22 protein-coding genes are annotated in these 22,263 nt (G+C 68.2%); 11 read left to right on the forward strand and 11 right to left on the reverse strand.

The annotated features are described in order from the left end of the window. The first annotated feature begins 142 nt into the window (after positions 1–142). Positions 143–1,087, forward strand: a complete 945-nt coding sequence (locus EV650_RS33745) for a zinc metalloprotease (protein ID WP_134123210.1) — start codon at positions 143–145, stop codon at positions 1,085–1,087. Positions 1,088–1,133: 46 nt separating this feature from the next. After that, entirely contained in the window at positions 1,134–2,261 is a 1,128-nt protein-coding gene (locus EV650_RS33750; RefSeq protein WP_134123211.1) for a D-alanyl-D-alanine carboxypeptidase family protein, read from the forward strand. Here the strand turns inward: EV650_RS33750 and EV650_RS33755 are convergent. The 7 genes from EV650_RS33755 to EV650_RS33785 are packed head-to-tail and all read right to left on the reverse strand — an operon-like array spanning position 2,258 to position 8,620. Further along, the gene (locus tag EV650_RS33755) at positions 2,258–3,298 is read right to left on the reverse strand and encodes a YihY/virulence factor BrkB family protein (protein ID WP_134123212.1); all 1,041 of its coding nucleotides are present in this window, start codon (positions 3,296–3,298) and stop codon (positions 2,258–2,260) included. The genes EV650_RS33750 and EV650_RS33755 overlap by 4 nt on opposite strands. Before the next feature lie 28 nt (positions 3,299–3,326). Further along, positions 3,327–3,839 carry a 2'-5' RNA ligase family protein gene (locus EV650_RS33760; protein ID WP_134123213.1) on the reverse strand — a complete coding sequence of 171 codons (513 nt, stop codon included), beginning with the start codon at positions 3,837–3,839 and terminating at the stop codon, positions 3,327–3,329. Then, positions 3,836–4,894 carry a tryptophan--tRNA ligase gene (trpS, locus tag EV650_RS33765; protein ID WP_134123214.1) on the reverse strand — a complete coding sequence of 353 codons (1,059 nt, stop codon included), beginning with the start codon at positions 4,892–4,894 and terminating at the stop codon, positions 3,836–3,838. Before trpS ends, EV650_RS33760 begins: the two co-directional genes overlap by 4 nt. Before the next feature lie 51 nt (positions 4,895–4,945). Then, entirely contained in the window at positions 4,946–5,350 is a 405-nt protein-coding gene (locus EV650_RS33770; RefSeq protein WP_202875161.1) for a hypothetical protein, read from the reverse strand. A gap of 56 nt (positions 5,351–5,406) precedes the next feature. After that, a complete protein-coding gene (locus EV650_RS33775) occupies positions 5,407–6,408 on the reverse strand; it encodes an iron-siderophore ABC transporter substrate-binding protein (RefSeq protein WP_134123215.1) in 1,002 nt (333 codons plus the stop codon). Between the two features lie 47 nt (positions 6,409–6,455). Next, the gene (gene ngcE, locus EV650_RS33780; protein ID WP_134123216.1) at positions 6,456–7,799 is read right to left on the reverse strand and encodes an N-acetylglucosamine/diacetylchitobiose ABC transporter substrate-binding protein; all 1,344 of its coding nucleotides are present in this window, start codon (positions 7,797–7,799) and stop codon (positions 6,456–6,458) included. Between the two features lie 29 nt (positions 7,800–7,828). Beyond that, the gene (locus EV650_RS33785) at positions 7,829–8,620 is read right to left on the reverse strand and encodes a sugar isomerase domain-containing protein (RefSeq protein ID WP_134123217.1); all 792 of its coding nucleotides are present in this window, start codon (positions 8,618–8,620) and stop codon (positions 7,829–7,831) included. Positions 8,621–8,822: 202 nt separating this feature from the next. On the opposite strand from EV650_RS33785, the gene EV650_RS33790 reads away from it, so the two are divergent. Beyond that, complete coding sequence (locus EV650_RS33790) at positions 8,823–9,833, forward strand: N-acetylglucosamine kinase (RefSeq protein WP_134123218.1); 1,011 nt, start codon at positions 8,823–8,825, stop codon at positions 9,831–9,833. 38 nt (positions 9,834–9,871) lie between these two features. Here EV650_RS33790 and EV650_RS33795 read toward each other — a convergent pair whose 3' ends face one another. Then, positions 9,872–10,255 (reverse strand): YciI family protein, encoded by a 384-nt coding sequence (locus EV650_RS33795; RefSeq protein ID WP_134123219.1) that lies wholly within the window; start codon positions 10,253–10,255, stop codon positions 9,872–9,874. 95 nt (positions 10,256–10,350) lie between these two features. Here EV650_RS33795 and EV650_RS33800 point away from each other — a divergent pair, with 95 nt between their 5' ends. Further along, positions 10,351–11,193 (forward strand): alpha/beta fold hydrolase, encoded by an 843-nt coding sequence (locus tag EV650_RS33800; protein ID WP_134123220.1) that lies wholly within the window; start codon positions 10,351–10,353, stop codon positions 11,191–11,193. Here the strand turns inward: EV650_RS33800 and EV650_RS33805 are convergent, their stop codons facing one another. Next, positions 11,194–12,792: an MFS transporter gene (locus EV650_RS33805; protein WP_202875163.1), complete on the reverse strand. Its 1,599-nt coding sequence runs from the start codon at positions 12,790–12,792 to the stop codon at positions 11,194–11,196. A gap of 72 nt (positions 12,793–12,864) precedes the next feature. On the opposite strand from EV650_RS33805, the gene EV650_RS33810 reads away from it, so the two are divergent. Beyond that, positions 12,865–13,458 (forward strand): helix-turn-helix domain-containing protein, encoded by a 594-nt coding sequence (locus EV650_RS33810; protein ID WP_134123222.1) that lies wholly within the window; start codon positions 12,865–12,867, stop codon positions 13,456–13,458. 2 nt (positions 13,459–13,460) lie between these two features. Then, complete coding sequence (locus tag EV650_RS33815; RefSeq protein ID WP_134123223.1) at positions 13,461–14,720, forward strand: MFS transporter; 1,260 nt, start codon at positions 13,461–13,463, stop codon at positions 14,718–14,720. Here the strand turns inward: EV650_RS33815 and EV650_RS33820 are convergent. Continuing rightward, positions 14,662–15,990, reverse strand: coding sequence for a hemolysin family protein (locus EV650_RS33820; protein WP_134123224.1), 1,329 nt, complete (start codon positions 15,988–15,990; stop codon positions 14,662–14,664). The two genes, EV650_RS33815 and EV650_RS33820, sit on opposite strands and share 59 nt — an antisense overlap. A 167-nt stretch (positions 15,991–16,157) precedes the next feature. On the opposite strand from EV650_RS33820, the gene galT reads away from it, so the two are divergent. Both galT and galK read left to right on the forward strand, forming a co-directional pair. Beyond that, positions 16,158–17,204 carry a galactose-1-phosphate uridylyltransferase gene (gene galT / locus EV650_RS33825; protein WP_134123225.1) on the forward strand — a complete coding sequence of 349 codons (1,047 nt, stop codon included), beginning with the start codon at positions 16,158–16,160 and terminating at the stop codon, positions 17,202–17,204. Continuing rightward, positions 17,201–18,331, forward strand: coding sequence for a galactokinase (gene galK / locus EV650_RS33830; RefSeq protein WP_134123226.1), 1,131 nt, complete (start codon positions 17,201–17,203; stop codon positions 18,329–18,331). The genes galT and galK overlap by 4 nt, the downstream gene beginning before the upstream one ends. On the opposite strand, the gene EV650_RS33835 is transcribed toward galK, so the two are convergent. Further along, positions 18,328–19,140, reverse strand: coding sequence for a DeoR/GlpR family DNA-binding transcription regulator (locus tag EV650_RS33835; protein WP_134123227.1), 813 nt, complete (start codon positions 19,138–19,140; stop codon positions 18,328–18,330). The two genes, galK and EV650_RS33835, sit on opposite strands and share 4 nt — an antisense overlap. A 78-nt stretch (positions 19,141–19,218) precedes the next feature. On the opposite strand from EV650_RS33835, the gene EV650_RS33840 reads away from it, so the two are divergent. The 3 genes from EV650_RS33840 (at position 19,219) to EV650_RS33850 (ending at position 22,120) form a co-directional block, all read left to right on the forward strand. Then, complete coding sequence (locus EV650_RS33840; RefSeq protein WP_134123228.1) at positions 19,219–20,337, forward strand: GNAT family N-acetyltransferase; 1,119 nt, start codon at positions 19,219–19,221, stop codon at positions 20,335–20,337. 208 nt (positions 20,338–20,545) lie between these two features. After that, positions 20,546–21,208 (forward strand): GNAT family N-acetyltransferase, encoded by a 663-nt coding sequence (locus EV650_RS33845; protein ID WP_134123229.1) that lies wholly within the window; start codon positions 20,546–20,548, stop codon positions 21,206–21,208. A gap of 96 nt (positions 21,209–21,304) precedes the next feature. Beyond that, positions 21,305–22,120: a CAP domain-containing protein gene (locus tag EV650_RS33850; RefSeq protein WP_134123230.1), complete on the forward strand. Its 816-nt coding sequence runs from the start codon at positions 21,305–21,307 to the stop codon at positions 22,118–22,120. Positions 22,121–22,263: the final 143 nt, after the last annotated feature.

Genomic DNA, 22,263 nt, shown 5'->3' on the forward strand with positions numbered 1-22,263 from the left:
TCCCGCCCGGCCCACAGGACTCGCGGCGCTGTGGTGCCTTGGCACTGTGCGGACAGTGAACGGCTAGGCACTGTGCGGGATCGTGGGGAAAATCTCCGGATCCGGCCGCACCGCCCAAGTGGCCCGATTCAGGAGGACCGCTATGCGATCTTTCATTACCCGCCCCCGCGCTCTGGCCGTTGTGCTGGCCGGTACGGCGCTTGCGTTCAGCCCGCTCGCTGGTCAGGCGACTGCCCAGCTGCCGGCGAATCAGACCGGGAACCCGGCCTGCTTCACGCCCGAGGAAGGCCCGGCCGCACGTGGTGGCTTCGGTGCCGACCACCGCGAACTGTCGGCCGCCGAGCAGAAGGCGATCGACGCCAAAACCGCGCAGATCCTCAAGGCCAAGCAGGCCCGCGGACTCGCGCCGACGGACGGGAAGCTGGCCGCGGCGAGTGTTCCGGTGTACGTGCACGTGATGCTCAGCACCTCCGGCGCCGGTGATGTCACGGACAGCCAGATCAGCCAGCAGATCGCCGAGCTGAACCAGGACTACGCCGGTCAGGAGTCGTCGCAGGCGGCGAACACCGGCTTCACGTTCACCCTGGCCGGCACCGACCGGATCAAGAACAACACCTGGCACACCGACGGACAGAGCACGACGTACCGCTCACAAACGCGCAAGGGTGGTAAGAACGCGCTGAACATCTGGCTGGTCGACTTCTCGTACCTGGGGATCGCCACCTTCCCGTGGGACTACGCGAGCAACCCGAAGATCGACGGCATCCGGGTCCAGTACAGCTCGCTGCCCGGTGGTTCGGCGACCAACTTCAACCTCGGCAAGACCGCGTCGCACGAAGCCGGCCACTGGTTCGGGCTCTACCACACGTTCCAGGGCGGCTGCACGAGCACGAACGACTCGGTGTCCGACACGCCCGCCCAGAGCAGCTCCTCCAGCGGCTGCCCGACCGGCCGGGACTCCTGCTCGCTGCCCGGTCTCGACCCGATCCACAACTACATGGACTACTCCTACGACTCCTGCTACAACCAGTTCACGCCCGGCCAGTCAACCCGCATGAGCAACATGTGGACCGCATATCGGGCATGAGACCCTCCTGTGACATCTGCACCGTCGGGCAACTAGAGTGCCCGCGATGCGTTTGCTTCTGACGGCCTGCGCAACCACCGCACTGGTGGTCGCCGGACCTCTGACAGCTACCGCCGCCGGCCAGGGCTCACAAAGCCCGGTCGGCGGCGACCTGCTGACGGCGAAGCCGACGGTGATCGCCGACGGGGCGGCACCGCCGGCCGTGCAGGCGTCGGCGTACGTCGTGGCCGACCTGGACACCGGTCAGGTGCTGGCCGCGAAGGCTCCGCACGCGCAGCTCCGCCCGGCCAGCACGCTCAAGACGCTGACCGCGCTGGTCCTGCTGCCGCGGCTGAAGAAGACCGATCCGGTGATCGGTTCGGACGCCGACGCCGGGATCATCGGCAGCAAGGTCGGCGTGTACCCCGGCCTGCACTACACGGTCGACCTGCTCTTCCAGGGCATGTTCCTGGCCTCCGGGAACGACGCCGTCCACGCGCTCTGCGCTCACGACCAGGGCGGCATCCCCGCGACCATCCAGCGGATGAACGCGAAGGCCAAGGAGATCGGCGCGCTCGACACCCACGTGACCGACCCGACCGGCCTGGACGCCGACGGGCAGTACTCTAGCGCCTATGACCTGGCTCTCTTCGCGCAGGCGGGGCTGGCTCGGCAGGACTTCGCGAAGTACGCCTCGACCAAGTTCACGAACTTCCCGAACGCGGGCAACAAGGGCACCTACCAGGTCGCCAACCAGAACAAGCTGCTGTTCAACTACGACGGCGCGCTCGGCGTCAAAACCGGCTACACCACGCTGGCCCGCAACACGTTCGTCGGCGCCGCCCGCCGCAACGGCCACACGCTGGTCGTGACGATGATGAACGCGCCGCACGGCATCACCGAGGACGCGAGCAACCTCCTGACCTGGACGTTCTCCAACTACGCCAAGCTCAAGCCGGTCGGCAACCTGGTCAAGGAGGCCGCGGCTCCGCCCAAGACCCAGAGCGAGGGAAAGCCGGAGACCAAGACCTCAGGTACGGCGCACCCGCCGGGCAGCCGCACCGTCCTCAGCCCGGGCCAGGCCGTCCAGTCGCTCGCCCTGCGCGTCCCCGTCTGGGCGTACGCCGCCCCGCCCGTGCTACTCCTCAGCCTGTTCCTCCGCCGCCCCCGCACCCTGCGGCGCCGCCGCCACTAACGACGGACCGAACGCACCGCTCGTACCGCCTGGACGGCAATCGTGGTGAGCGTGGCACCCAGCACGGCGCCGGCGGCGACTGCGACCGTGTCCGCCTGGCGCTCCGGAATCGGGACCACCTTGAAGCGCTTGCCCGGCGGCCCGAGCAGGAGCGGCTCTTCCTCAACAGGCTCCGGCGCCGCTTCCTCTTCGACCACGCGCAGGTCGACGGTCGCTTCCTTTGTCCAGGCCGCGACCAGCATGATCACCCGGGTCATCAGGTAGATCCAGACCAGCAGTGCCAGCGGCAACGCGAGAGCGCCGTACGCCGCGTTGGCACCGATCACGTGATTCACGTAGATGTTGCCGAGCTTCTGCGCGAGATAGAAGGCGATGCCGCCCGCCAGCGCAGCGATCAAGGCGACCTTGCGCGGCAGGAGGATCCGCGGCAGCGCGGTCTGCATGTAGAGGAACAGGACCGCGCCTGCTCCGATGCCCACGACGATGCTGATCAGGTCGATCCCCCAGCTAGCCAGCCAGGTCCCGTCCAGGTCGGAGGCGTTGACGATGCGCTGGGACAGGCCGGTCAGCACCGACGAGGCGCCGGTCGCGATCAGGCCGATCAGGCCGAGGCCGACCAGTGCGCCGAAGTCGACGACCTTCAGCCTGATCGCGTTGCCGGGCTCGTCGTCCAGTTCGTGCATCGAGCGGATCGAGGCCCGCAGCGAGTCGATCCAGCCGAGACCGGTGAACAGCAGCGAGACCCCGGAGACCAGGCCGATCGTGCCGGCATGGTTGACCAGGCTGTCGATGTCGATCCGGTCGCCGATCCCGGGCAGGTTCTGCTGGAGGGCGTCCTTCAGGGTCTGGATCGCCTTGTCGCCGAGCAGCGGCCCGGTCACCGCCGCGGCCAGCACGATCAGCGGGAACAACGACAGGAACCCGAAGAAGCTCGTCGCCCCGGCCAAGCGGTTGCCGCGCTGGTCGCCGTACCGCTGCCAGGCGCGCCACAACTGCGTCTTGCTGAATCGCGCCCAGACGCGCTTGATCGTCCCCATGAGACTCCTGTACCCGAGAGTGGCGGGCTCAGCCTGCCAGCGGGAACGACCGCTGCGGGCGCCACACGCCGTCGGCGCCGTGTTCGTAACGGCTGAAGTACTCGACGTCGAAGGCACAGTCGTACTCCGACAGGGCGTCGTACGCGCGGTCGAGCGCGTCCTTGTCCAGGTCGTGGGCGACCGTCACGTGCGGGTGGTACGGGAACCGCAGGTCGACCTTGAGCGGGCCGGACCGGACCTGCGACTGCAGCACCTCGCACGACGAGATGCCCTCGGCCAGCGGCACGAACACCACCGGCGAGATCGGCCGGAACGTCGCCGTACCGCGAAGCCGGATCCGGAACCGCGGGAACCGGGCCGCCAGCCCGAGCAGGTGCTCGTCGATCACGTCCAGGTCGGTCGCCTCGATCTCGGTCGGCGGCAGCAGCGTGACGTGGGTCGGGATCGACGCGGCCATCGGATCACCGAACTCGGCCCGGAACTTCTGCAGCTCCGTGCCGTACGGCTCCGCGATCGGGATCGCGACACCGATAGTCGTCATCCGCGGCCCTGCGGGGGGCCAGGAACGAACCCGATCCGGTCGTAGACCCGGGCCAGGGTCGGCTCGGTGACCGCACGGGCCCGCTCGGCGCCGGCGGCCAGGATCGCGTCCAGCTGCGCCGGGTCGTCCAGGTAGCCCAGCGTCTTCTCCCGGAACGGCGTGACGAACTCGACCACGACCTCGGCCAGGTCCTTCTTGAAGTCGCCGTACCCACGGCCCGCGTACTCGTCCTCGAGCTCGCTGATCTTGCGGCCGGTGAGCGCGGAGTAGATGGTCAGCAGGTTGGCGACGCCGGCCTTGTTCTCCGGGTCGAAGATCACGTCGCGGCCGGAGTCGGTGACGGCGGAGCGGATCTTCTTCGCGCTGACCTTCGGGTCGTCCAGCAGGTCGATGATGCCCGCCGGGGACGAGCTGGACTTGCTCATCTTCGCGGTCGGGTCCTGCAGGTCGAAGATCTTCGCGGTCTCCTTGACGATGTACGGCTCGGGCACCCGGAAGGTCTTGCCGAACCGGTGGTTGAAGCGCTGCGCCAGGTCGCGGGTCAGCTCCACGTGCTGCCGCTGGTCCTCGCCGACCGGCACCCGGTCGGCCTGGTAGACCAGGATGTCCGCGGCCTGCAGGATCGGGTACGTGAACAGGCCGACGGTGGCGCGCTCGGCGCCGCCCTTGGCGGTCTTGTCCTTGAACTGCGTCATCCGGCTCGCCTCGCCCATCCCGGTGATGCAGGACATCACCCAGGCCAGCTGGGCGTGCTCGGGCACGTGCGACTGGACGAACAGGGTCGACCGCTCCGGGTCGATACCGGCCGCGAGCAGCTGGGCCGCTGAGCGACGGGTCCGCTCCCGCAGCGCCTTCGGCTCGTACTCCACGGTGATCGCGTGCAGGTCGACGACGCAGTAGAACGCCTCGTGGTCGTCCTGCAGGGCCACCCACTGCCTCAGCGCGCCGAGGTAGTTACCGAAGTGGAAGGAGTCCGCCGTCGGCTGGATCCCGGACAACACCCGAGGGCGAGGCTGGGAACCGGCTGCGGAGGGGTCAGACGCAGCTTGGGACATAGCCCGATTCTGCCAGCGACCCGAGTCCAACCATCACCCGGGCGGTATGGCTTACCAGCTCCAGCCCCGGGAGGCGAGTTCTTGCTCCTCCTGCCAGCGTTTTTCCTCCGCGCGCCGGCACTCCGCCTGGTCGGGTACGCCGGCCAGGCGGCAGGCCTCGTCCAGCAGGTCGTCGTACGCCGCCTCCAGCGCCATCAGGCGGTGGGCTTTGGCGTAGACGTGCGGGGCGGACTCCACGGTGCGGATCTTGCTGGACAGATCGCCCAGCCGGGTCTGCAGGCGGAGGGTGTCGAACGGATCCGGTGCAGGGACCGGATGCCGGCGGAACCGAGCGGCCATCCCCGTGGTCACACGCTGGAGCCGACGCCGCCAGCGGGACGGCGGCGGACCGGGGAGCAAGAGGCCGAGCAGGGCGCAGAGCAGCAAGAACAGAACCGCTGCTCCAAGCCACGCCATCGCGTTCACTCCTCAGCAAGAGAGTACGGCGATGAGCGCCCGAGAGCGACGGTGTATTACGCGTTCGTTGCCGGGTTGCCGTCAACCGCGGCGGCCAGCTTCGGGACCAGCTCGTCCAGGACGATCGGCAGGCTGAGTACGGACACGAAACTGACCGCGCCGTACAGCTGGTCGTCGTAGTCCTCCTCGACGAACACGTCACGTCCCTCGGTCCGCACCTTGAGGTTCTTGTAGAGCGGATCGGCCTTCAACTTCGCCGTACCGCCCTTGGACGGGAACCAGACCACGGCCTGCTGGTCGAGCAGCGAGACCCGTTCGGCGCTGACGTTCCCGCCGAACTTGTCCCCGATCACCTTGTCCAGCCCGGCCGGCAGCGAGAACCCGAAGTCGGTCAGCAGCCGCGACCGCGGATCCTGCGTGCCATAAACGAAGTACCCCTCGTACGGCGAGGCCATCAAGGCGGGCTTGCCCTTGAACTCGGGATGCTGCGCCCGCACGTCCGCGAACCGCTTCTCGATCCCCTTCACCAGCTCGTCCGCCTGCTGGGGCTTCCCGACCGCCTGACCGACGGTCCGCGCCACGACCTGCCAGGCCACGCCATAGTCCGGTACGCCAACCGGCTGGGCCACCGTCGGCGCGATCGCGGTCAGCTTCTTGTAGTCGTCCGCCGTGATCCCGGCGTACAGCCCGATGATCAGGTCGGGTCGCAGCGCGGCGATCTTCTCGAACTGGATCCCGTCCTTGTCGCTCAACACCTGCGGTACTGCGGCATCCCCGAGCTTCGCCTTAGCCCACGGGAACAGCGCACCGGGCTTCTCCCCGAACCACTCGGTCGTGGCCACCGGTACGACGCCCAGCGCGAGCAGCGCGTCCTGCTCGACCAGCCCGACCGTCACGACCCGTTTCGGAGCCTGCTCGACCACGGTGTCGCCGTACTTGTTCTTGATCGTGACCGGGAACGCGCCACCGCTCTGCGAGCTCGCGACCTGCTGCTTTTCGTCGGTTCCGCAGCCGGCCAGGGCCAGGAGCAGCACAATCAGGACCACCAGCCGGCGCATAGAGACCTCACAAGAGTCGAGTTAGGTTGCCCTAACCTACCCAGATCTCAGTCCCGGTGGTACTTCGTGATTGCGTTGTCCTGCTTCAGCTTGTCGGCGGCGGCCTGGATGCGGGCGGTCCATTCGGACTGCTGGAGTCCGCCGGCCATGAGCTGGCCGGTGGCCGCGGCGGCTGCGTTCGCGAAGGCGGGGTACCAGCTGTCGAAGTACCAGGTGATGATCTGGTCGCCGGCCGCCGAGAGCAGGTCGCGTGCCGAGCGCAGCGCCGTACCGATCTCCAGCCCGTCGGCCGCGCCGCGGACGATCGTGAGCTGGTTCGACTCCGAGGTGACCTGCGATGCCACGTCCTGGGACAGCAACGCCCGCAGGTACTCGAGCCCGCCGGCGTTGTTCTTCGCCTTCTCCGGGACCAGGAACGGCGCGGTCGCCGCGACATGCAGCCCGCTGGCGAGCGCCGGCGACGTGTCCAGTGCCGGTACGGCGAACATCGTCAGCGCGAAGTTGGCCGGGATCAGCGTCTTCATCTCGTTCTCGAGCCAGTTCCCGCACGGCAGCATGCCGGCCTTCGAGGCGAAGAACCGCTTCTGCGAACCGATGTGGTCGTACTTCGCGGCTCCCGTTGCGAGCAGGCCGCGTTTGGCCAGCTCGCCGACCGCGGTGATCGCCCGGGTCACGTTCGCGTCCTTCCAGGCGCCGTCGTCGAGGTTGTCGATCCGCTTCAGCACGTCCTGACCGCCTTCTTTGGCGGCCAGCGTGAGGACCAGCTCGAGCAGGTAGTACGGGTGGGTTCCGGCGTAGATGAACGGGCCGAGACCGGCCGCCTTCATATCGGTGCCTAGGGCAAGGAGATCCGGCCAGGTCCGCGGTACGTCCCAGCCGTTGCGCTGGAAAAGGCTGGCGGAGTACCAGAGGCCGTAGACGGTCGCGACGTAGTTGACCGTGCGTTGCGCCCCGTCGTACTGGCCGATGTTCAGCAGGTCGGACATCAGTTGGTCCGCGACCTTCGTGTCCTGGTTGTCCCAGGAAGGGGCGTCGAGCAACTGCTGCAGATCGGTCAGCTGACCGTCCTTGACCAGGCGCCCGATGTCGAGGTCGTTGTCACCGGCACTGAGCACTACGTCCGGTGGATTGCCCGCGGCGAAGCGGGGCAGCAGTTGTTCCGACAGCTGCGCCGTCACCTTCGGCGTGACGGTGGCACCTGCGTACTTCTTCCGGTACGCCGCGGCCGCGAACCCGCCGTACTCGTCGCTGATCACCAGGTCGACCGGCGCGTTTCCGTCGACAGTGAACGGGTTCCCCGGCGACACGACCGGCGCCGGCGGGGTCGAGGAGCATCCGCTCACGACCGCGCCGGCCAGAACACCTTGCAGTAATGTCCGCCGCTTCAGCACCCCGGCAGGCTATTACTTCGGAGTGTGATTCACGCAGTACGCCGGATGCGCCCGGCGTACCGCTCTTCCAGGGCATGGTTGTGCTCGTCGCCGCCCGGGATGTTCGCGGACAGGTAGACCGGCGGGGTCTCGCCGGCCTCGGTCATCCGGCGGAGCACCTCGGCGACCAGCATCTGCGCGATCAATGCGGCGGTGATGGACGAGACCGCGCAGACCTTGCCGCCACCGTCGGGCAGGTCGAGCACGGAGTCGCCGTACGGCGCCTGGTTGTCGAGGACAACGTCCGCGAAGTCGATCAGCTTCTTGCCGGACGGGTGCCGGGAGTCCATCCCGCTGGTGTGCTGCAGCGAGGTGATCGCGATCAGCGGGTGACCGTGCTCCTTCACGACGCTCGCGAGCTCGACGATCGAGCCGTTCACGCCGGAGTTGGAGGCGATCACGAACAGGTCGCCCGGTCGCGCGGCGGACAGCTCGTAGAGCTTGCGGGAGTACTTCGGGTCGCGCTCGAGCTCCGCGCTGCGCAGCAGCTCCGGCGGCTCGCCACCGAGCAGGACCAGGTCGCGGAGCGCGATCCGGTTGGTCGCGATCAGCCCGCCGGCCCGGCCGGCGATCTCCATCGCGAGCGCTTCGGAGTGCCCGGAGCCGAAGGCCTGGATCACGCCGTTCGCGCGTAGGGAGGCGGTCATCAGGTCGGCGGCCGGCTGGATCGGACCGTCAATCAGCTCTGTCACTGCAGCCAGAATCGGGGTCAGTGTGTGCACATAAGACTGCGCGCTCACGCCGCTCGTCTCCCCGGATCCCCCGTGCTTACTGCTGGCCATCAGCGGCCCACCCCTCGACTAATCTGCTCGCAGCGACACTCCTGGTGCCGACAAGTGCGCAAGTTTGCGGTTTGCTGGACAGAACTTTTCTCAACTGGCAGCTAAAGTCAAGGCTCATCATTTGTGCTCTCCCAGACCGTTGCGTGACCTTGTTCGCTTGTGCTTGTAAATAGGCTCTTTTGAGCAGTTTGGAGCGTTGCGTATGTCGGTCGAACGTCCCCTGCCGGCCCCTTCCGCAGCCGGTCCGCTGGTGCTGGGCGGGGATCTCGGTGGGACCTCCACCCGGATCGTGATCGCGGACTCTGAGGGCAACGTAGTCGGTCGCGGTGCTGCCGCGGGCGGAAACCCGACGAGTCATCCGGCAAGCGCGGCGGCCAACTTCGGTCAGGCGCTTCACACCGCGCTGGCCGGGCTGGACGCGGCCGCGGTCAAGTCGAGTGTGGTCGGCATGGCGGGCAGCGTGGCGCTGGGCCGGCCCGATGTGGCCGCTCAGTTCGAGGCTGCGTGGTCGGGCGCGGGGCTGACCGTTCCTCCGGACTACATCGGCGATCTCGAGGTTGCTTTTGCCTCGGGTACGCCGGAACCGGACGGGACTGTGCTGATCGCGGGGACCGGCAGCAACGTGGGCCTGGTGCGCAACCATCAACTGCTGCGGACCGCGGGCGGGCATGGCTGGCTACTGGGTGACGACGGGTCCGGTTTCTGGCTCGGCCGGGAAGCGGTCCGCTCGGTGCTGCAGGCGCTCGATCTGCGCGAGCCGCTCGGTCTACTCGGGCAGGCCGTCGTACAAGCTGTTCTGCCCGATCGGGGCGAGCACGCGACTCCACAGCGTGAAGGGTACGACGCGCTGCGCGACGATCTGGTACGGACAGTTAACAGCCGGCCACCGGTCATGCTCGCCGAGTTGGCACCGACCGTCATCGCGGCGTACGCACAGGACGACGAGACCGCACAGGCCCTGGTGAAACGCGCAGCCGAGTTGCTCATGGAGACGGTGGCGCGGCTGAAAACGACGTCGGACAAAGGCCCGATGGTGCTCGCGGGCAGCGTCGCCGGCGAATCATCACCGGTCGGCAAACTGATCCGGCAACACTTCGCCGGCGAAGTCCTGACCGCCCGAGACGGGGTCGGCGGCGCCACCTGGCTAGCCCTCGGCGCCCTCGACCCCGCCCTCGCAACCAACGAAAACCATTCACGCCTCGTCGAACACTGAACTGCCAGCCCTCGCGTAGCACCGCGAGGGCCGCAGTACTACTCGAAGACCGAGACCGGGCGGACCTCTACCGCGACGAACTCGGCCTCCGGGATCGTCGCGGCGATCTCCTCGGCGCGTTCCGGGGTTTTGACGTCGATGAGGAAGACGCCGGCTAGTTGCTCCTTTGCTTCGGAGTAGGGGCCGTCGGTGGTGGCTCGGACGCCTTCGCGGACTCGGACTACCCGGGTCTTGGCCGGCGGGTCGAGTGGGACCGCGTTGATCAGCTCGCCGGAAGCGTCGATTTCGTCGAGCAGCTTGTCGAGCTGTGCGGTGAGGGTGTCGCGGGCCTTCTTCGGGAGGGCCCTGCCCTGTTCGGTGTTCAGGAACGAGGGGTGGCCCCAGGTGATCGGGTTGCTGTGGATCAGCAGCAGGTACTTCATGATCGGTGTCCTTTCGGGAAGCTGTTTGGGATCTTCGCAGCAGAGGTCGGAAGCGATCGGCACTACTCGACATTTCGGCGTTTATGGTGAGCAGCATGGAGGAGATCGACTTCCGGCTGCCGGACGGCCGCACCCTGCACGTGTACGACAGCGCGCCCGGCGACAACACGCGGCTGACCGTTGCCTGGCACCACGGCACGCCTAATCTCGGTACGCCGCCGGAGCCCTTGTTCGAGGCCGGTAAGTGGCTCGGGATCCGGTGGATCGGCTTCGATCGGCCCGGGTACGGCGGTTCGACTGCCAAACCTGGTCGGACGATGGCATCGGTTGCGGCCGATCTGACTGCGGTCCTGGACGCCCGAGGGATCGGCACGATCGCGCTCATGGGGTACTCCGGCGGCGGCTCCTACGCACTCGGCTCGGCCGCGGTCCTCGGCGAACGAGTCGAGGCAGTCGCCACGTTCGCCGCCATCGCGCCGTACGACGCCGACGCCTTGGACTGGTACGCCGGGATGGTCCCGAGCGGACTCGCCTCGCTCCACGCCGCGGCCCGCGGGCGGGACGCAAAGGTCGGGTACGAGACGTCCGGCGTCGAATACGACCCCGAGTTCACCGAATCCGACGTAGCGATGTTCGACGGACCGTGGGGCTGGCTCGGCTCGGTCGCCGGCGAGAAGTCGATGCCCAACGGCCCCGACGGTCTGGTCGATGACGACTGCTCCTACGTCAGCGACTGGGGCTGTGACCCGACCACGATCACCGCCCCCACCCTCCTGGTCCACGGCACCACCGACGGGATCATCCCGTCGTCACACGGACAGTGGCTCGCCGCCCACCTCCCCACCGCGAGCCTTGACCTCCACCCCGGCCTCGGCCACATCTCGGTCCTGAGCCACTCCGAGCCTGCTCTCGAGTGGATCCGCGAGCAGACCGGCTGATCAGTCGGTCACCAGCAGGTGCCGGATGCGCGGCGGTTCGAGGGCGAGCCGCGAGGCCTCCTCATAGAGACCGGCGTCCAATCCGGTGATGCGCTCGTTGTGCTGACGTAGGTGCTCACCCCAGGTCGCCACCTCGAACATCTCGACGTACACGTCCGGCGTACCAACGTCGCGGTACGCCGTCCATCGGCGCGCGCCGGTGCGTTGCCGCGAGAGGCCGACCCGTGCCAACGCGGTCCGGAACTGCTCCGCGTTCTCCGGCGGCACGTGGTACGAGACCTCGACCAGGACCGGACCCGAGCGCGGATCGAGATCGGTCTCGTCCTCGGTCAGGATGCCGATCTCGGGATCCGGCCAAGGCTGGACCACGGTCCGATCCAGCTGACCCGTTTGCGCGTAGATCGGAATCACTGCCAGCGAGGCGGCCCCGAGCAGCAGCAGAATCCCGGAGATCAGTAGTGTCGTCGGGGCTCCGAGAGCAGCGGCTACCAACCCCCAGATGAGCGCACCGACGCCCTGACCGCCGAGGAAGACCATCAGGTAAACGGCCAGCGCCCGCGCGCGAACCCAAGCAGGCAAGGCCAACTGCAATGTCGTGTTCAGCGTTGACAACGCACCGAGCCATCCGGCCCCTGCGACCACAAAGATCACCGCGACGATCGTTGCGTTGTGCAACAAAGCCACAGCCAGTACGCCGATCGCGTAGGCGGCGGTCGCGCATCCGAGCAGGGTGTTGCGCCCGACCTTCGCCCGTACCGGCCTGAGCAACATGGCTCCGCCGACGGCGCCCAGACCGAGTGCTGCGAGCAGGACGCCGTACCCGGTCGAACCGAGGCCGAGGCGATGCACTGCCACCACTGGCAGGAGTCCCCACAGGGCCGAGGCGGGTAGGACGAACAGCATCGCGCGCAGCAGGATGCGGCGTACGCCGGGTGCGTAGACGACGTACCGGATTCCGGCGCGGAGGGCCGGCAGCATCGGCTCGCCGGCTGCGGCCGCCGCGGTCGGGCGGCGCCAGCGCACCAGCACGACGAGGATCGCCAGGTACGAGACCGCGTTGACGGCGAACACGATGGCCGAGCTGCTCACGCCGAGCACGAAGCCGGCCAACGCCGGGCCGATCGCCCGCGCGAGGTTCACGTTGAGACTGTTCAGCGCCGCGGCCTCCGGGAGCTCCTCGCGCGGCACGAGCTCGGGCTGGATTGCCTGCCACGCCGGACTCGTCAACGCCTGGCAAGCGCCAAGCACGAAGGTGATCGCGATCAGCGCCGTCGGGGTCAGCAGGCCCTCGGCACTCAGCACCGCCAGCCCGCCCGCAACGACGGCCATCGCGGCGGTCGCCGCGGCGATCAGCCGCTTCCGATCGAGTACGTCGGCCAGGACGCCGGCGGGTAGCGACACGAACAGCACTGGAAGCAGGCTCGCGGCCTGCACGATCGACGCCAGCGCCGCCGCGTTGGGCTGATGGACAACGGTCCACTGCGCGCCGACGGACTGCATCCAGCTACCGACGTTCGATCCGAGCTGCGCCAGCCACAGCGCGCGGAACACGCTCCGCCGCAGCGGAGCCCAGGCAGACGACGACTCCGCACCGGCCATGGATCGCATCGTACGGCGGAGCATTCCAAGCAATGGCTTGACATCTGATTCAGGCTGGTGGATATTCCAAGCATGTCTTTGGAGAAGGATTCGCGCCGGACCCGGTTGCTGGACGATCCGTTGGCCATTCGGGCGATGGCTCATCCGGTCCGGTTGGACCTGCAGTCGCTGCTGGGGCGGGAAGGGCCGATGACCGCGGCCGATGCGGCGCGTCGGTTGGGGATCAGTCAGGCGCTGGCCTCGCATCACCTGCGGCAGTTGGCGAAGTACGACTTCGTCGAGCCGGCGCCGGGGAAGGACAACCGCGAGCGGCCGTGGCGGTTGGTGTCCACGTCGCAGTCGTGGCGGGATGCTGCCGCGACCCCAGAAGGTGCCGCGGCGGCCGACGTACTCGAGCAACTGCTGGCCGAGCGGGCGTTGGAGCGACTCAGCGAGTGGCAGCAGCAGCGGACCACCGAGGACGCGGTCTGGCGGGAGAACGCGGGCATCGGGCAGAGCGGCTTCTACCTGACCGCCGACGAGCTGGCCGAGCTGGTCACGGAGGTCGACGCGTTGCTGCAGCGCTGGGTCGACGAGCGGCCGATCGACGACAAGTCCACCCGCCCGCCCGGTAGCCGGCACGTCTCGTTCACACACATCGTCACGATCTCGCCGGAGAAGGAGTAGAGATGAAGGACTTGTGGGGCGTCCTTGCACGGCAGCGCGACTACCGCCTGATGCTGAGCGCCGGCCTGATCTCGCTGATCGGCGACTGGCTGCTGCGGACCGGGCTCGCGTTCCAGGTGTACGTGCTGACCGGGTCGACGCTGGCCTCGGGTGGGTTGCTGCTGGCCTCGTTCCTGCCGGCCGTCGTACTCGGCTCGCTCGCCGGAGTCTTCGTCGACCGCTGGAACCGGCGGACGACGATGATCGTGACGAACGTGCTCAACGCGGCGGTCCTGCTGCCGCTGATCGCCGTACACGACAAGAGCACGATCTGGATCGTGTACGGCGTCGTGCTGGCGCAGAGCTGTTTGCAGCAGTTCTTCCAGCCGGCCGAGCAGTCGCTGGTCCCGGTGCTGGTGCACGAGGAGCAACTCGTCACGGCGAACGCGCTGAACAGTCAGATCCGCGACCTCGCCCGGCTCATCGGCGCGGCACTCGGTGGCGTACTCGCGGCCGCCGGCGGGCTGACACTGCTCGCGATCGGCGACGCCGCGACGTTCCTGATCGCGGTCGTGCTGATCGCACGGATGCGGCACCGGCAAGTCCGGCCCGCAGTGGAACAGACCGCGGGTGGTGCGATCAGGCGGCTGAAGGAGGAGTGGACCGAGGGCTTGCGGTTGTGCGTTGCCGGGCCGGCGATCCGGTTGTTCTTCATCTTCTGCATGGTCACTGGTGTCGGCGAAGGGATCATGAGCACGCTGTTCGCGCCGTTCGTGAGCGCCGAGATCGGCGGCGACGGGCAGGTGTACGGCCTGATCGTCTCGTCGCAAGCAATCGGCGGCATCGTCGGCGGTCTGGTCGCTGCCGCGATCGGCTCACGCTGGCCGGCGGCCAGGTTGTGGGGCATCGGCGCCTTGGCCTTCGGCCTGATCGACTGCACGCTGTTCCTCTACCCACTGGCGTCGAACAGTGTGATCCCCGCGTTCGTCTGCATGATCGTCGTCGGCCTGCCCGGCGCGCTCACCGTCGCCGGCATGATGACCGTCTTCCAGAACCTCACTGTCGACGGCACCCGCGGCCGCATCTACGGCGCAGTCGGGGCGGCTGAAAGCGTCGCCGTCCTGATCGGCATCACCGCGGCCGGCTTCCTCGGTGACGCCGTCGGCATCATCCCGGTCCTGGTCTTCCAAGGCCTCGGGTACGTCGTCGGCGGGCTCGTCGTGCTCAGTCGGCAGCGGGTGCTGGCGTCTCGGCCGGAGGTTGCTCGCCCTCTGCCGGCCTGACCCGGTGCAGCCGGACCCGGGCGACGCGGCGACCGTCCATCTCCTTGACCGTGAGGGTGTGGGAGTCGAAGGAGACTTCGTCGCCGATCGACGGGACCTTCCCGAGACGAGCGGCGAGGAAACCGCCGACGGTCTCGTACGGTCCGTCCGGGAGCTCGATCGTGGTCGCGTCGGCGAAGTCGTCGAGGTTCAGCAGGCCGTCGACCTCGATGTCGCCGCTGATGAACCGGGTGGTCTCCGCCGCCTCCTCGTCGTACTCGTCCTTGATGTCGCCGATCAGCTCCTCGACCAGGTCCTCCAGCGTGACGATGCCGGCGGTGCCGCCGTACTCGTCCAGGACGATCGCGATATGCGTGCTCCGGCGGCGCATCTCGGTCAGCGTCGGCAACAGCTTCGCGGTGTCCGGCAGCATCAGTACTTCGCGGGCCAGGTCGCCGACCCGGACCGATCGGGACGCGACCGCCGGGTCGAACAGGTCGCGGACGTGGACGAAACCGACGATGTCGTCGGCGGAGCCGTTCATCACCGGGTACCGCGAGTGCGGCCGCTCAGCGGCGAACTTGACCGCCTTGTACGCCGGCATTTCACCGTCGACGAAGTCCACCTCGGTCCGTGGCAGCATCACCTCACGCAACTGCCGGCTGCCGGCCTCGAACACGTCGTCGACGATCTTGCGCTCTTCCTCACCGAGCGACTCGTGCGCCGAGACCAGGTCGCGGAGCTCCTCGTCGGACATCACCTCGCGGTTCGCGTTCGGGTCGCCGCCGAGTGCGCGGACCACCAGGTCGGTCGACTTGGACAGCAGCCAGATCACCGGCCGGGCGCCCGAGGCGAGCTTGTCGACGAGTGGAGCGAGGCCGAGTGCGAACGTCTCGGCCCGCTGCAGCGCGAGCCGCTTGGCGGCCAGCTCACCGATCACGATCGAGACGTAGGAGATGCAGATGGTGATCAGGACCAGGGCCACCGTGCCGGCCACGGACGCCGGCAGGCCGAGGTTCTGCAGGTGTGGTTTCAGGCTGTCGGCCAGCGTCGCGCCACCGAAGGCGGCCGACAGGAAGCCCATCAGGGTCACGCCGATCTGAACGGCGGACAGGAAGCGGTTCGGGTTGGCGGCCACCCGGGCCACCGTCTCGCCGCGCTTGCCGCGGTGCGAGAGGGACTTGAGCTGGCTCTCGCGGAGGGAGACCAGGGCCATCTCGGCTGCGGCGAAGACCCCACCGATCAGCACGAAGATCAGAATGAGGACGATGTTGAGCAGGGTGTCGTTCATGGGTCGGTGTTCCTAGCGCCCTCTCGTCAATCCACGAGAGGGCGGGCGTTGGGCGTAGTCGTCCATTGATGAAGCCTACCGGTCGCCCGGTCTTCCGTGCGTGTTCGAGTTTGTTGGTTTACGATGATTCCTGGCCGGACGCGTCGTACGGCCGGGAGGGTCACACGATGAACACGCCCCGCGGTGTACGCCGTACCGACACCAAACTGTCGGACGGACGCGAGCTGATCTACTACGACCCGGCCGACACGCCGGTCCGGGTTCCGCTCGAGGACACCCGCGGCCTGCCCGCACCGCAACCGCAGGTCGAGCTGCGCACCGACCCGTTGACCGGTGACGTGATCACCTACGCCACCCACCGCAACACCCGGACGTACCTGCCGCCGGCGGACCAGTGCCCGTTGTGCGCGAGCAAGCCGGGCAACCCGACCGAGATCCCGGACCACGACTACAACGTCGCCGTCTTCGAGAACCGGTTCCCGTCGTTCGCCGGCCCGGGCCGGACCGAGGTGGTCTGCTTCACCAGCGACCACAACCAGTCGTTCACCAAGCTTTCCCAGGGCCAGGCCCGCCTCGTCGTCGACACCTGGGCCGACCGGACCGCCGAGCTGGGCGCCCGCGACGACGTCGAACTGGTCTTCCCGTTCGAGAACCGGGGCCGCGAGATCGGCGTCACGCTGAGCCACCCGCACGGCCAGATCTACGCCTACCCGTTCCTGCCGCCGCGGATGCGGAACCTGATGACGCAGGCCCGGAAGCACCAGGAAGTTGCTGGCAGCAACCTGTTCGCCGACGTCCTGGCCGCCGAGCGCAAGGAGGGCACCCGGGTCGTCGCCGAGAACGGCAACTGGACCGCGTTCGTCCCCGAGGCAGCCCGCTGGCCGGTCGAAGTACATCTCTATCCGCACCGCCAGGTGTTCGGTATCGACGAGCTGTCGGTCGGCGAGCGCGACGACTTCGCCGAGCTGTACCTCGACGTCCTGAACCGGTTCGACGGCCTGTACGGCGAGCCGCTGCCCTACATCGCCGCCTGGCACCAGGCCCCGGTCCGGATCGACCGCGAGCTCGGCTACCTTCACCTGGAGCTGTTGTCGATCCGCCGGGCCAAGGACAAGATCAAGTACCTGGCCGGCTCGGAGTCCGGCATGGGCGCGTTCATCAGCGACACCCGGCCCGAGGACGTGGCCGAAACCCTGCGGAAGGTTGGTTCGTGAGCTCCTTCGGAGATGTCTTCGGTACGACGCCGGACGGCAGCTGGCGCGCTCCCGGGCGAGTCAACCTGATCGGCGAACACACCGACTACAACGACGGCCTGGTTCTCCCGATCGCGTTGCCGAACCAGATCGTGGTCACCGCGTCGAAGCGCGACGACGGCCGGATCGCGGTCGCTTCCGCCGGACGCGGCGGCGTCACCGAGTTCGCGATCGACGAGCTGGCCCCGGGATCGGTCGACGACTGGGCGTCGTACCCGGCCGGCGCGGCCTGGATCCTGCGCGAGTCCGGCTACTCGATCGGCGGCGCGAACCTGCGGTTCGAGTCCGACATCCCGTCCGGTGCCGGCCTGTCGTCGTCCGCGGCCCTGCTCTGCGCGACGCTGGTCGCCCTGCTCGGTCTGCGCGATATCGACGTCGACCCCGCCGAGGTCGCCCGGCTCGCGCAACGGGCCGAGAACCAGTACGTCGGCGCTCCGGTCGGACTGATGGACCAGACGGCCTCGATGTGCTGCACCGAGGGCCATGCGTTGTACTTCGACATCCGGGCGATGTCGACCGACCAGATCCCGTTCAACCCGGCCGCCGACGGGCTCGCGCTGCTGGTCGTCGACGTGAAGGCACCACACCGGCACGTCGACGGTGAGTACGCCGCCCGCCGGAAGAGCTGTGAACAGGCCGCGGCCGAACTCGGCGTACCCGCGCTGCGATCGATCGCCTTCGAGGACCTCGACGCTGCGCTCGCGCGGTTGTCGGACAACGTCGTACGGCGTCGGGTCCGGCACGTCGTCACCGAGATCCGCCGGGTCGAGGACGCGGTCGCGTTGATGCGCTCCGGCAAGCTCCGCGAGGTCGGCCCGCTGTTCACCGCATCGCACGTGTCGATGCGCGACGACTTCGAGATCACCGTGCCCGAGCTGGACGTTGCCGTCGACACCGCCCTCGAGGCAGGCGCGCTCGGCGCCCGCATGACCGGCGGCGGCTTCGGCGGCTGCATCATCGCCCTGGTCGAGGCCGACGCGGCCGATTCGGTCCTGGCCGCAATCGAGAAGGCCTTTGCGGAGAAGGGCTTCACCGCACCGGCAGCCTTGGCAGCTACCCCGTCGGCCGGTGCCTCTCGCCTCAGCTAGGAGGCGATGATCAGGTCGCACCCCGTGTCCCGCATGGCCTTGCGGGCGGGGGTTGAGAGGCCGTTGTCGGTGACGATGACGTCGAGGTCTGCCCAGGTGGCGAAGGTGCTCAGGCCGACGGTGCCCCACTTGGTGTGGTCCGCGACGACGACGATCTCGCGGCTGGCGGCGATGAAGGACCGGTTCGTCTCAGCCTCCATCAGGTTCGGCGTACTCAACCCGTGCTCGGCGTCGACACCGTGCGCACCGAGGAACAGCAGGTCGAGGTGCAGCGACGCCAGCGCCGCGGTCGCGATCGGTCCGACCAGCGCGTCCGACGGGGTCCGGATGCCGCCGATCAGTACGACGGTGCGGTCCGAGCGACCGTTGCCGTGGAAGACATCAGCGATCCGGGCCGAGTTCGTCACGACGGTCAGGTTCTCCACCCGGAGCAACTGACGGGCCAGGGCGTACGTCGTCGTACCGGCGCCGATGCCGATCGCGCTGTCCGGCTGGACCCGGGTGGCCGCCTCGGCCGCGATCGCCTGTTTGGCCGCGGACTCCTGCGTCAGCTTGGCGTCGAAGCCGGGCTCGTGCGCGCTGCGCAGACCGACCGACGTCGCGCCGCCATGCACCTTATGTAGTAGACCGCTGGAGTCGAGGGCGTCCAGATCGCGCCGGATCGTCATGTCCGAGACGCCGAACCGATCGACCAGCTCGGCCACCGTGATCGCGCCCCGACTGTTGACCTCGGCAACGATCGTGGCCTGGCGCTGGGCGGCCAGTTGCCCTCCCCGGCCGCGTGGCGGCTCCCCTCCGGCTGCGTTCACGCTGACAGCCTAATCTCGAAAACTCTCGCTGTCAGGGAAATGCGTTGCTCACCTGATCGCAGCGCGTCACCCTGAAGCATGCGATTCCCCGAGGACGTGCCGGTGCTGACCGACGGTGTGGTGACTCTGCGCGCCCACACGGCCGACGATGTCGAGCCGGCGTACCGGATCTGCCAGGACCCGGTGATGCAGCAGTGGACCACCATCCCGGTCCCGTACCGGCACGAGCACGCGGTGAACTTCCTCACCGAGGTGGTCCCGAACGGCTGGCGCACGAACACGATGTGGGCCTGGGCGATCGAGTACGACGGCCGGTACGCCGGGACGATCGACCTCGGCGACGGCGAGGGCGGGGTCGGTGAGGTCGGGTTCGCGGTGGATCCGGAGGTCCGGGGCAACGGGGTGATGACGCGGGCGCTGAAGCTGGCCGTGCGGTACGCGTTCGACGGTCTTGGCTGGGAGCGGGTGATCTGGCGGGCGTTCGTCGGGAACTACGCGAGCCGCCGGGTCGCCTGGAAAGTTGGTTTCCGCGGGCTTGTCACGATCCCGGGCGGTGGCCGGGCGCGCGGCGTACGGAAGGACGAGTGGGTCGCGTCGGTCGGGCGGGACGACGAGCTTGAGCCGCAGGGCATCTGGTGGACGGTGCCCGTGCTCGAGGATGGCGGGATCCGGCTGCGGGCGTTGCGGGATTCGGATGCGCAGCGGGTGATGGAGGCGTGCAGCGACGAGCGGACGCAGCAGTGGTTGTCGGGTATGCCGTCGCCGTACGGACTGGACGAAGCAGCAGGCTTCATCGCGAGCCGGCCTGATGCGGCGGCCAGTGGTGAGGCGGTGGCGTGGGCGATCGCCGACGCGGCCGGCGACGAGCTGCTCGGGAACGTCAGCGTCTTCGGCCTGAAGAACCGGATCGACCGCACCACAGGCGAGATCGGGTACTGGATGCACCCGGACGCGCGCGGCCGGAAGGTGATGTCGACGGCAGTCGAGCTGGTGATCGCGCACGCGTTCCGGCCGATCGAGGACGGCGGTCTCGGCCGGCGCCGGCTGATCCTGCGGTGTGCCGATGTGAACACCGCGTCCGCGCACGTTGCCGAGGCCAACGGCTTCACCCGGGTCGGCAACGAACGCCTCGCCGACCCCCGCCGCGACGGCACCTACGACAACCTCCTCACCTACGACCTCCTCGCCACCGACTGACCCACCCCCGGACGTCTCAGGGGTCAACCCCTCGGATCGCCGGTTGACTCCCGGGAATCCGGGTCCGCAACCGGCCGGCTCAGGGGTTGACCCCTGAGACGTCCGGGGCGTAAAGGTGACCCGCTGCAGGCAGTGGTTTACGGCCAGTTGGTGTCAAGCGACACCGGTTCCCCTCGCCGTCGCGCTGTCGGGCTGCTTGAATCGACTAGTGAGAGATCGTGAGGAACTCGTCCGCCGTTGGCAGGCCGGGTGGTCCGTCTCGCGGGGCTGGACCACGGTTGAGGACGACAACGACGGCATTCTGATCGTCCGGGCAGGTGAGGAGAGCCGGCCGACGGAGTACGTCGTACTGGATGCCGACGACAAACCGGAACGGGTCGAACGGGCCGCGCAGCTGGCCGTGGCCGACGGCGGTGGGCGTGGCGCGGGCTGGATCACGCTGGCCACCGACGACAAGGACGCCCGGATCGAGCAACTGGAGGACCTCGGCCTCGAGGTCCAGCAGGACCAGGACTGGCTGATGACGATCCAGCTCTCGGAGCAGCCTGCTCTGAAGCTGCACGAGCGATATACGTTGCACACCGAGCTCGAGGACGACCTGATCATCACCCGCGCCACGCAGCACGGTGGAGTGGTGTCGAGCGGGCGGATGGCGGTCGTCGGCCCGGACGCGGTCGCGGACCGGATCGAGACCGACCCGGCACACCGCCGGCGCGGGCTCGGCAGCGCGGTGATGGCGTCCCTGGTCGAGGCGGCCGCGTCGAAGGGTGCGAAACGCGGCATCCTGATCGCCTCGATTGACGGCCTGCGGCTGTACCGCAGCCTGGGCTGGAAGGTCGTCGCCGACATCGTGATCGCCCGCTCCCGCTGACACACAACCGCTTGAAACGATTGCGATAGTCAAAGGTTTGTGAAGGGGTGCCCTTGCATGGGTCGGTAAACGCCGACCTGGGCAAAGGTGCACACCATGACGAACCACAAGCGGTCACTCGGAAGCGGAGTGGCCGGGCCTCTCATCGCGTCGCTGTCGGCTCTGGTCCTGCTGGTGGGCGTCGGGTGGTTCGTACTGCGGGAGACCGGCAGCAGCAAGGTGACGAGCCAGGAGAGCCCGATCACGACCGTGGACGACGCGTCCAAGACTCCGGTCCGCCCGACCAGTCCGTCGTACACACCGCGCCGTACGACGCCTGCACCGTCGGCCACACCGACACCTACTGCTTCGCCGACACCGACTCGGTCTGCGACGAAGACTCCGACGCCGACTCGGTCGACCAGAGCACCGAGCCGCGACAGTACTCGTACGCCGACCCCCACGAAGTCGACGTCGAAGCCGACGCACACCGCAACGCCTACGCCGACCAAGACGACGACCAAGCCGGGTGGCGGGTCAGGTCCGGCCGAGGCGCAAGTACTTGCCCTGACCAACCAGGAGCGGGCCAAGGCCGGCTGCGGACCGCTGCGGACGAACAGCTCGCTGACCAAAGCAGCCGAGGCGCATGCGGCCGACATGGTCGACAAGCACTACTTCGCGCACGACAGTCTGGACGGCCGCAGCCCGTTCGACCGGATGAAGGCGGCCGGCTTCAAGGGCGGTGCGATGGCCGAGAACATTGCCGTCGGCTACTCAAGCGCGGCCGCGGTCCTGACCGGCTGGATGAACAGCCCGGGCCACCGCGCGAACATCCTCAACTGCACCTACACGATGATCGGCATCGGGTACGACAGCGGGCAGGTCAAACCGGACTGGGGCAACGGTAGTTGGGTGCAGGACTTCGGCGGGTGATCGTCCGTTCAAGGACCGTTCGTTAATCGTTGGCGGAAGAACCTTCGGGAATCGTTAAGAGGCGTCGCAGACCTGTAACGATGACCTCGCGTGTCCGTTAAGGTCGCTGTTCGGTAACCAGGGGGGACCTGGCTGGACCACGG

It is taken from the genome of Kribbella kalugense (genome assembly GCF_004365875.1).
In the GTDB taxonomy this organism is placed as follows: domain Bacteria; phylum Actinomycetota; class Actinomycetes; order Propionibacteriales; family Kribbellaceae; genus Kribbella; species Kribbella kalugense.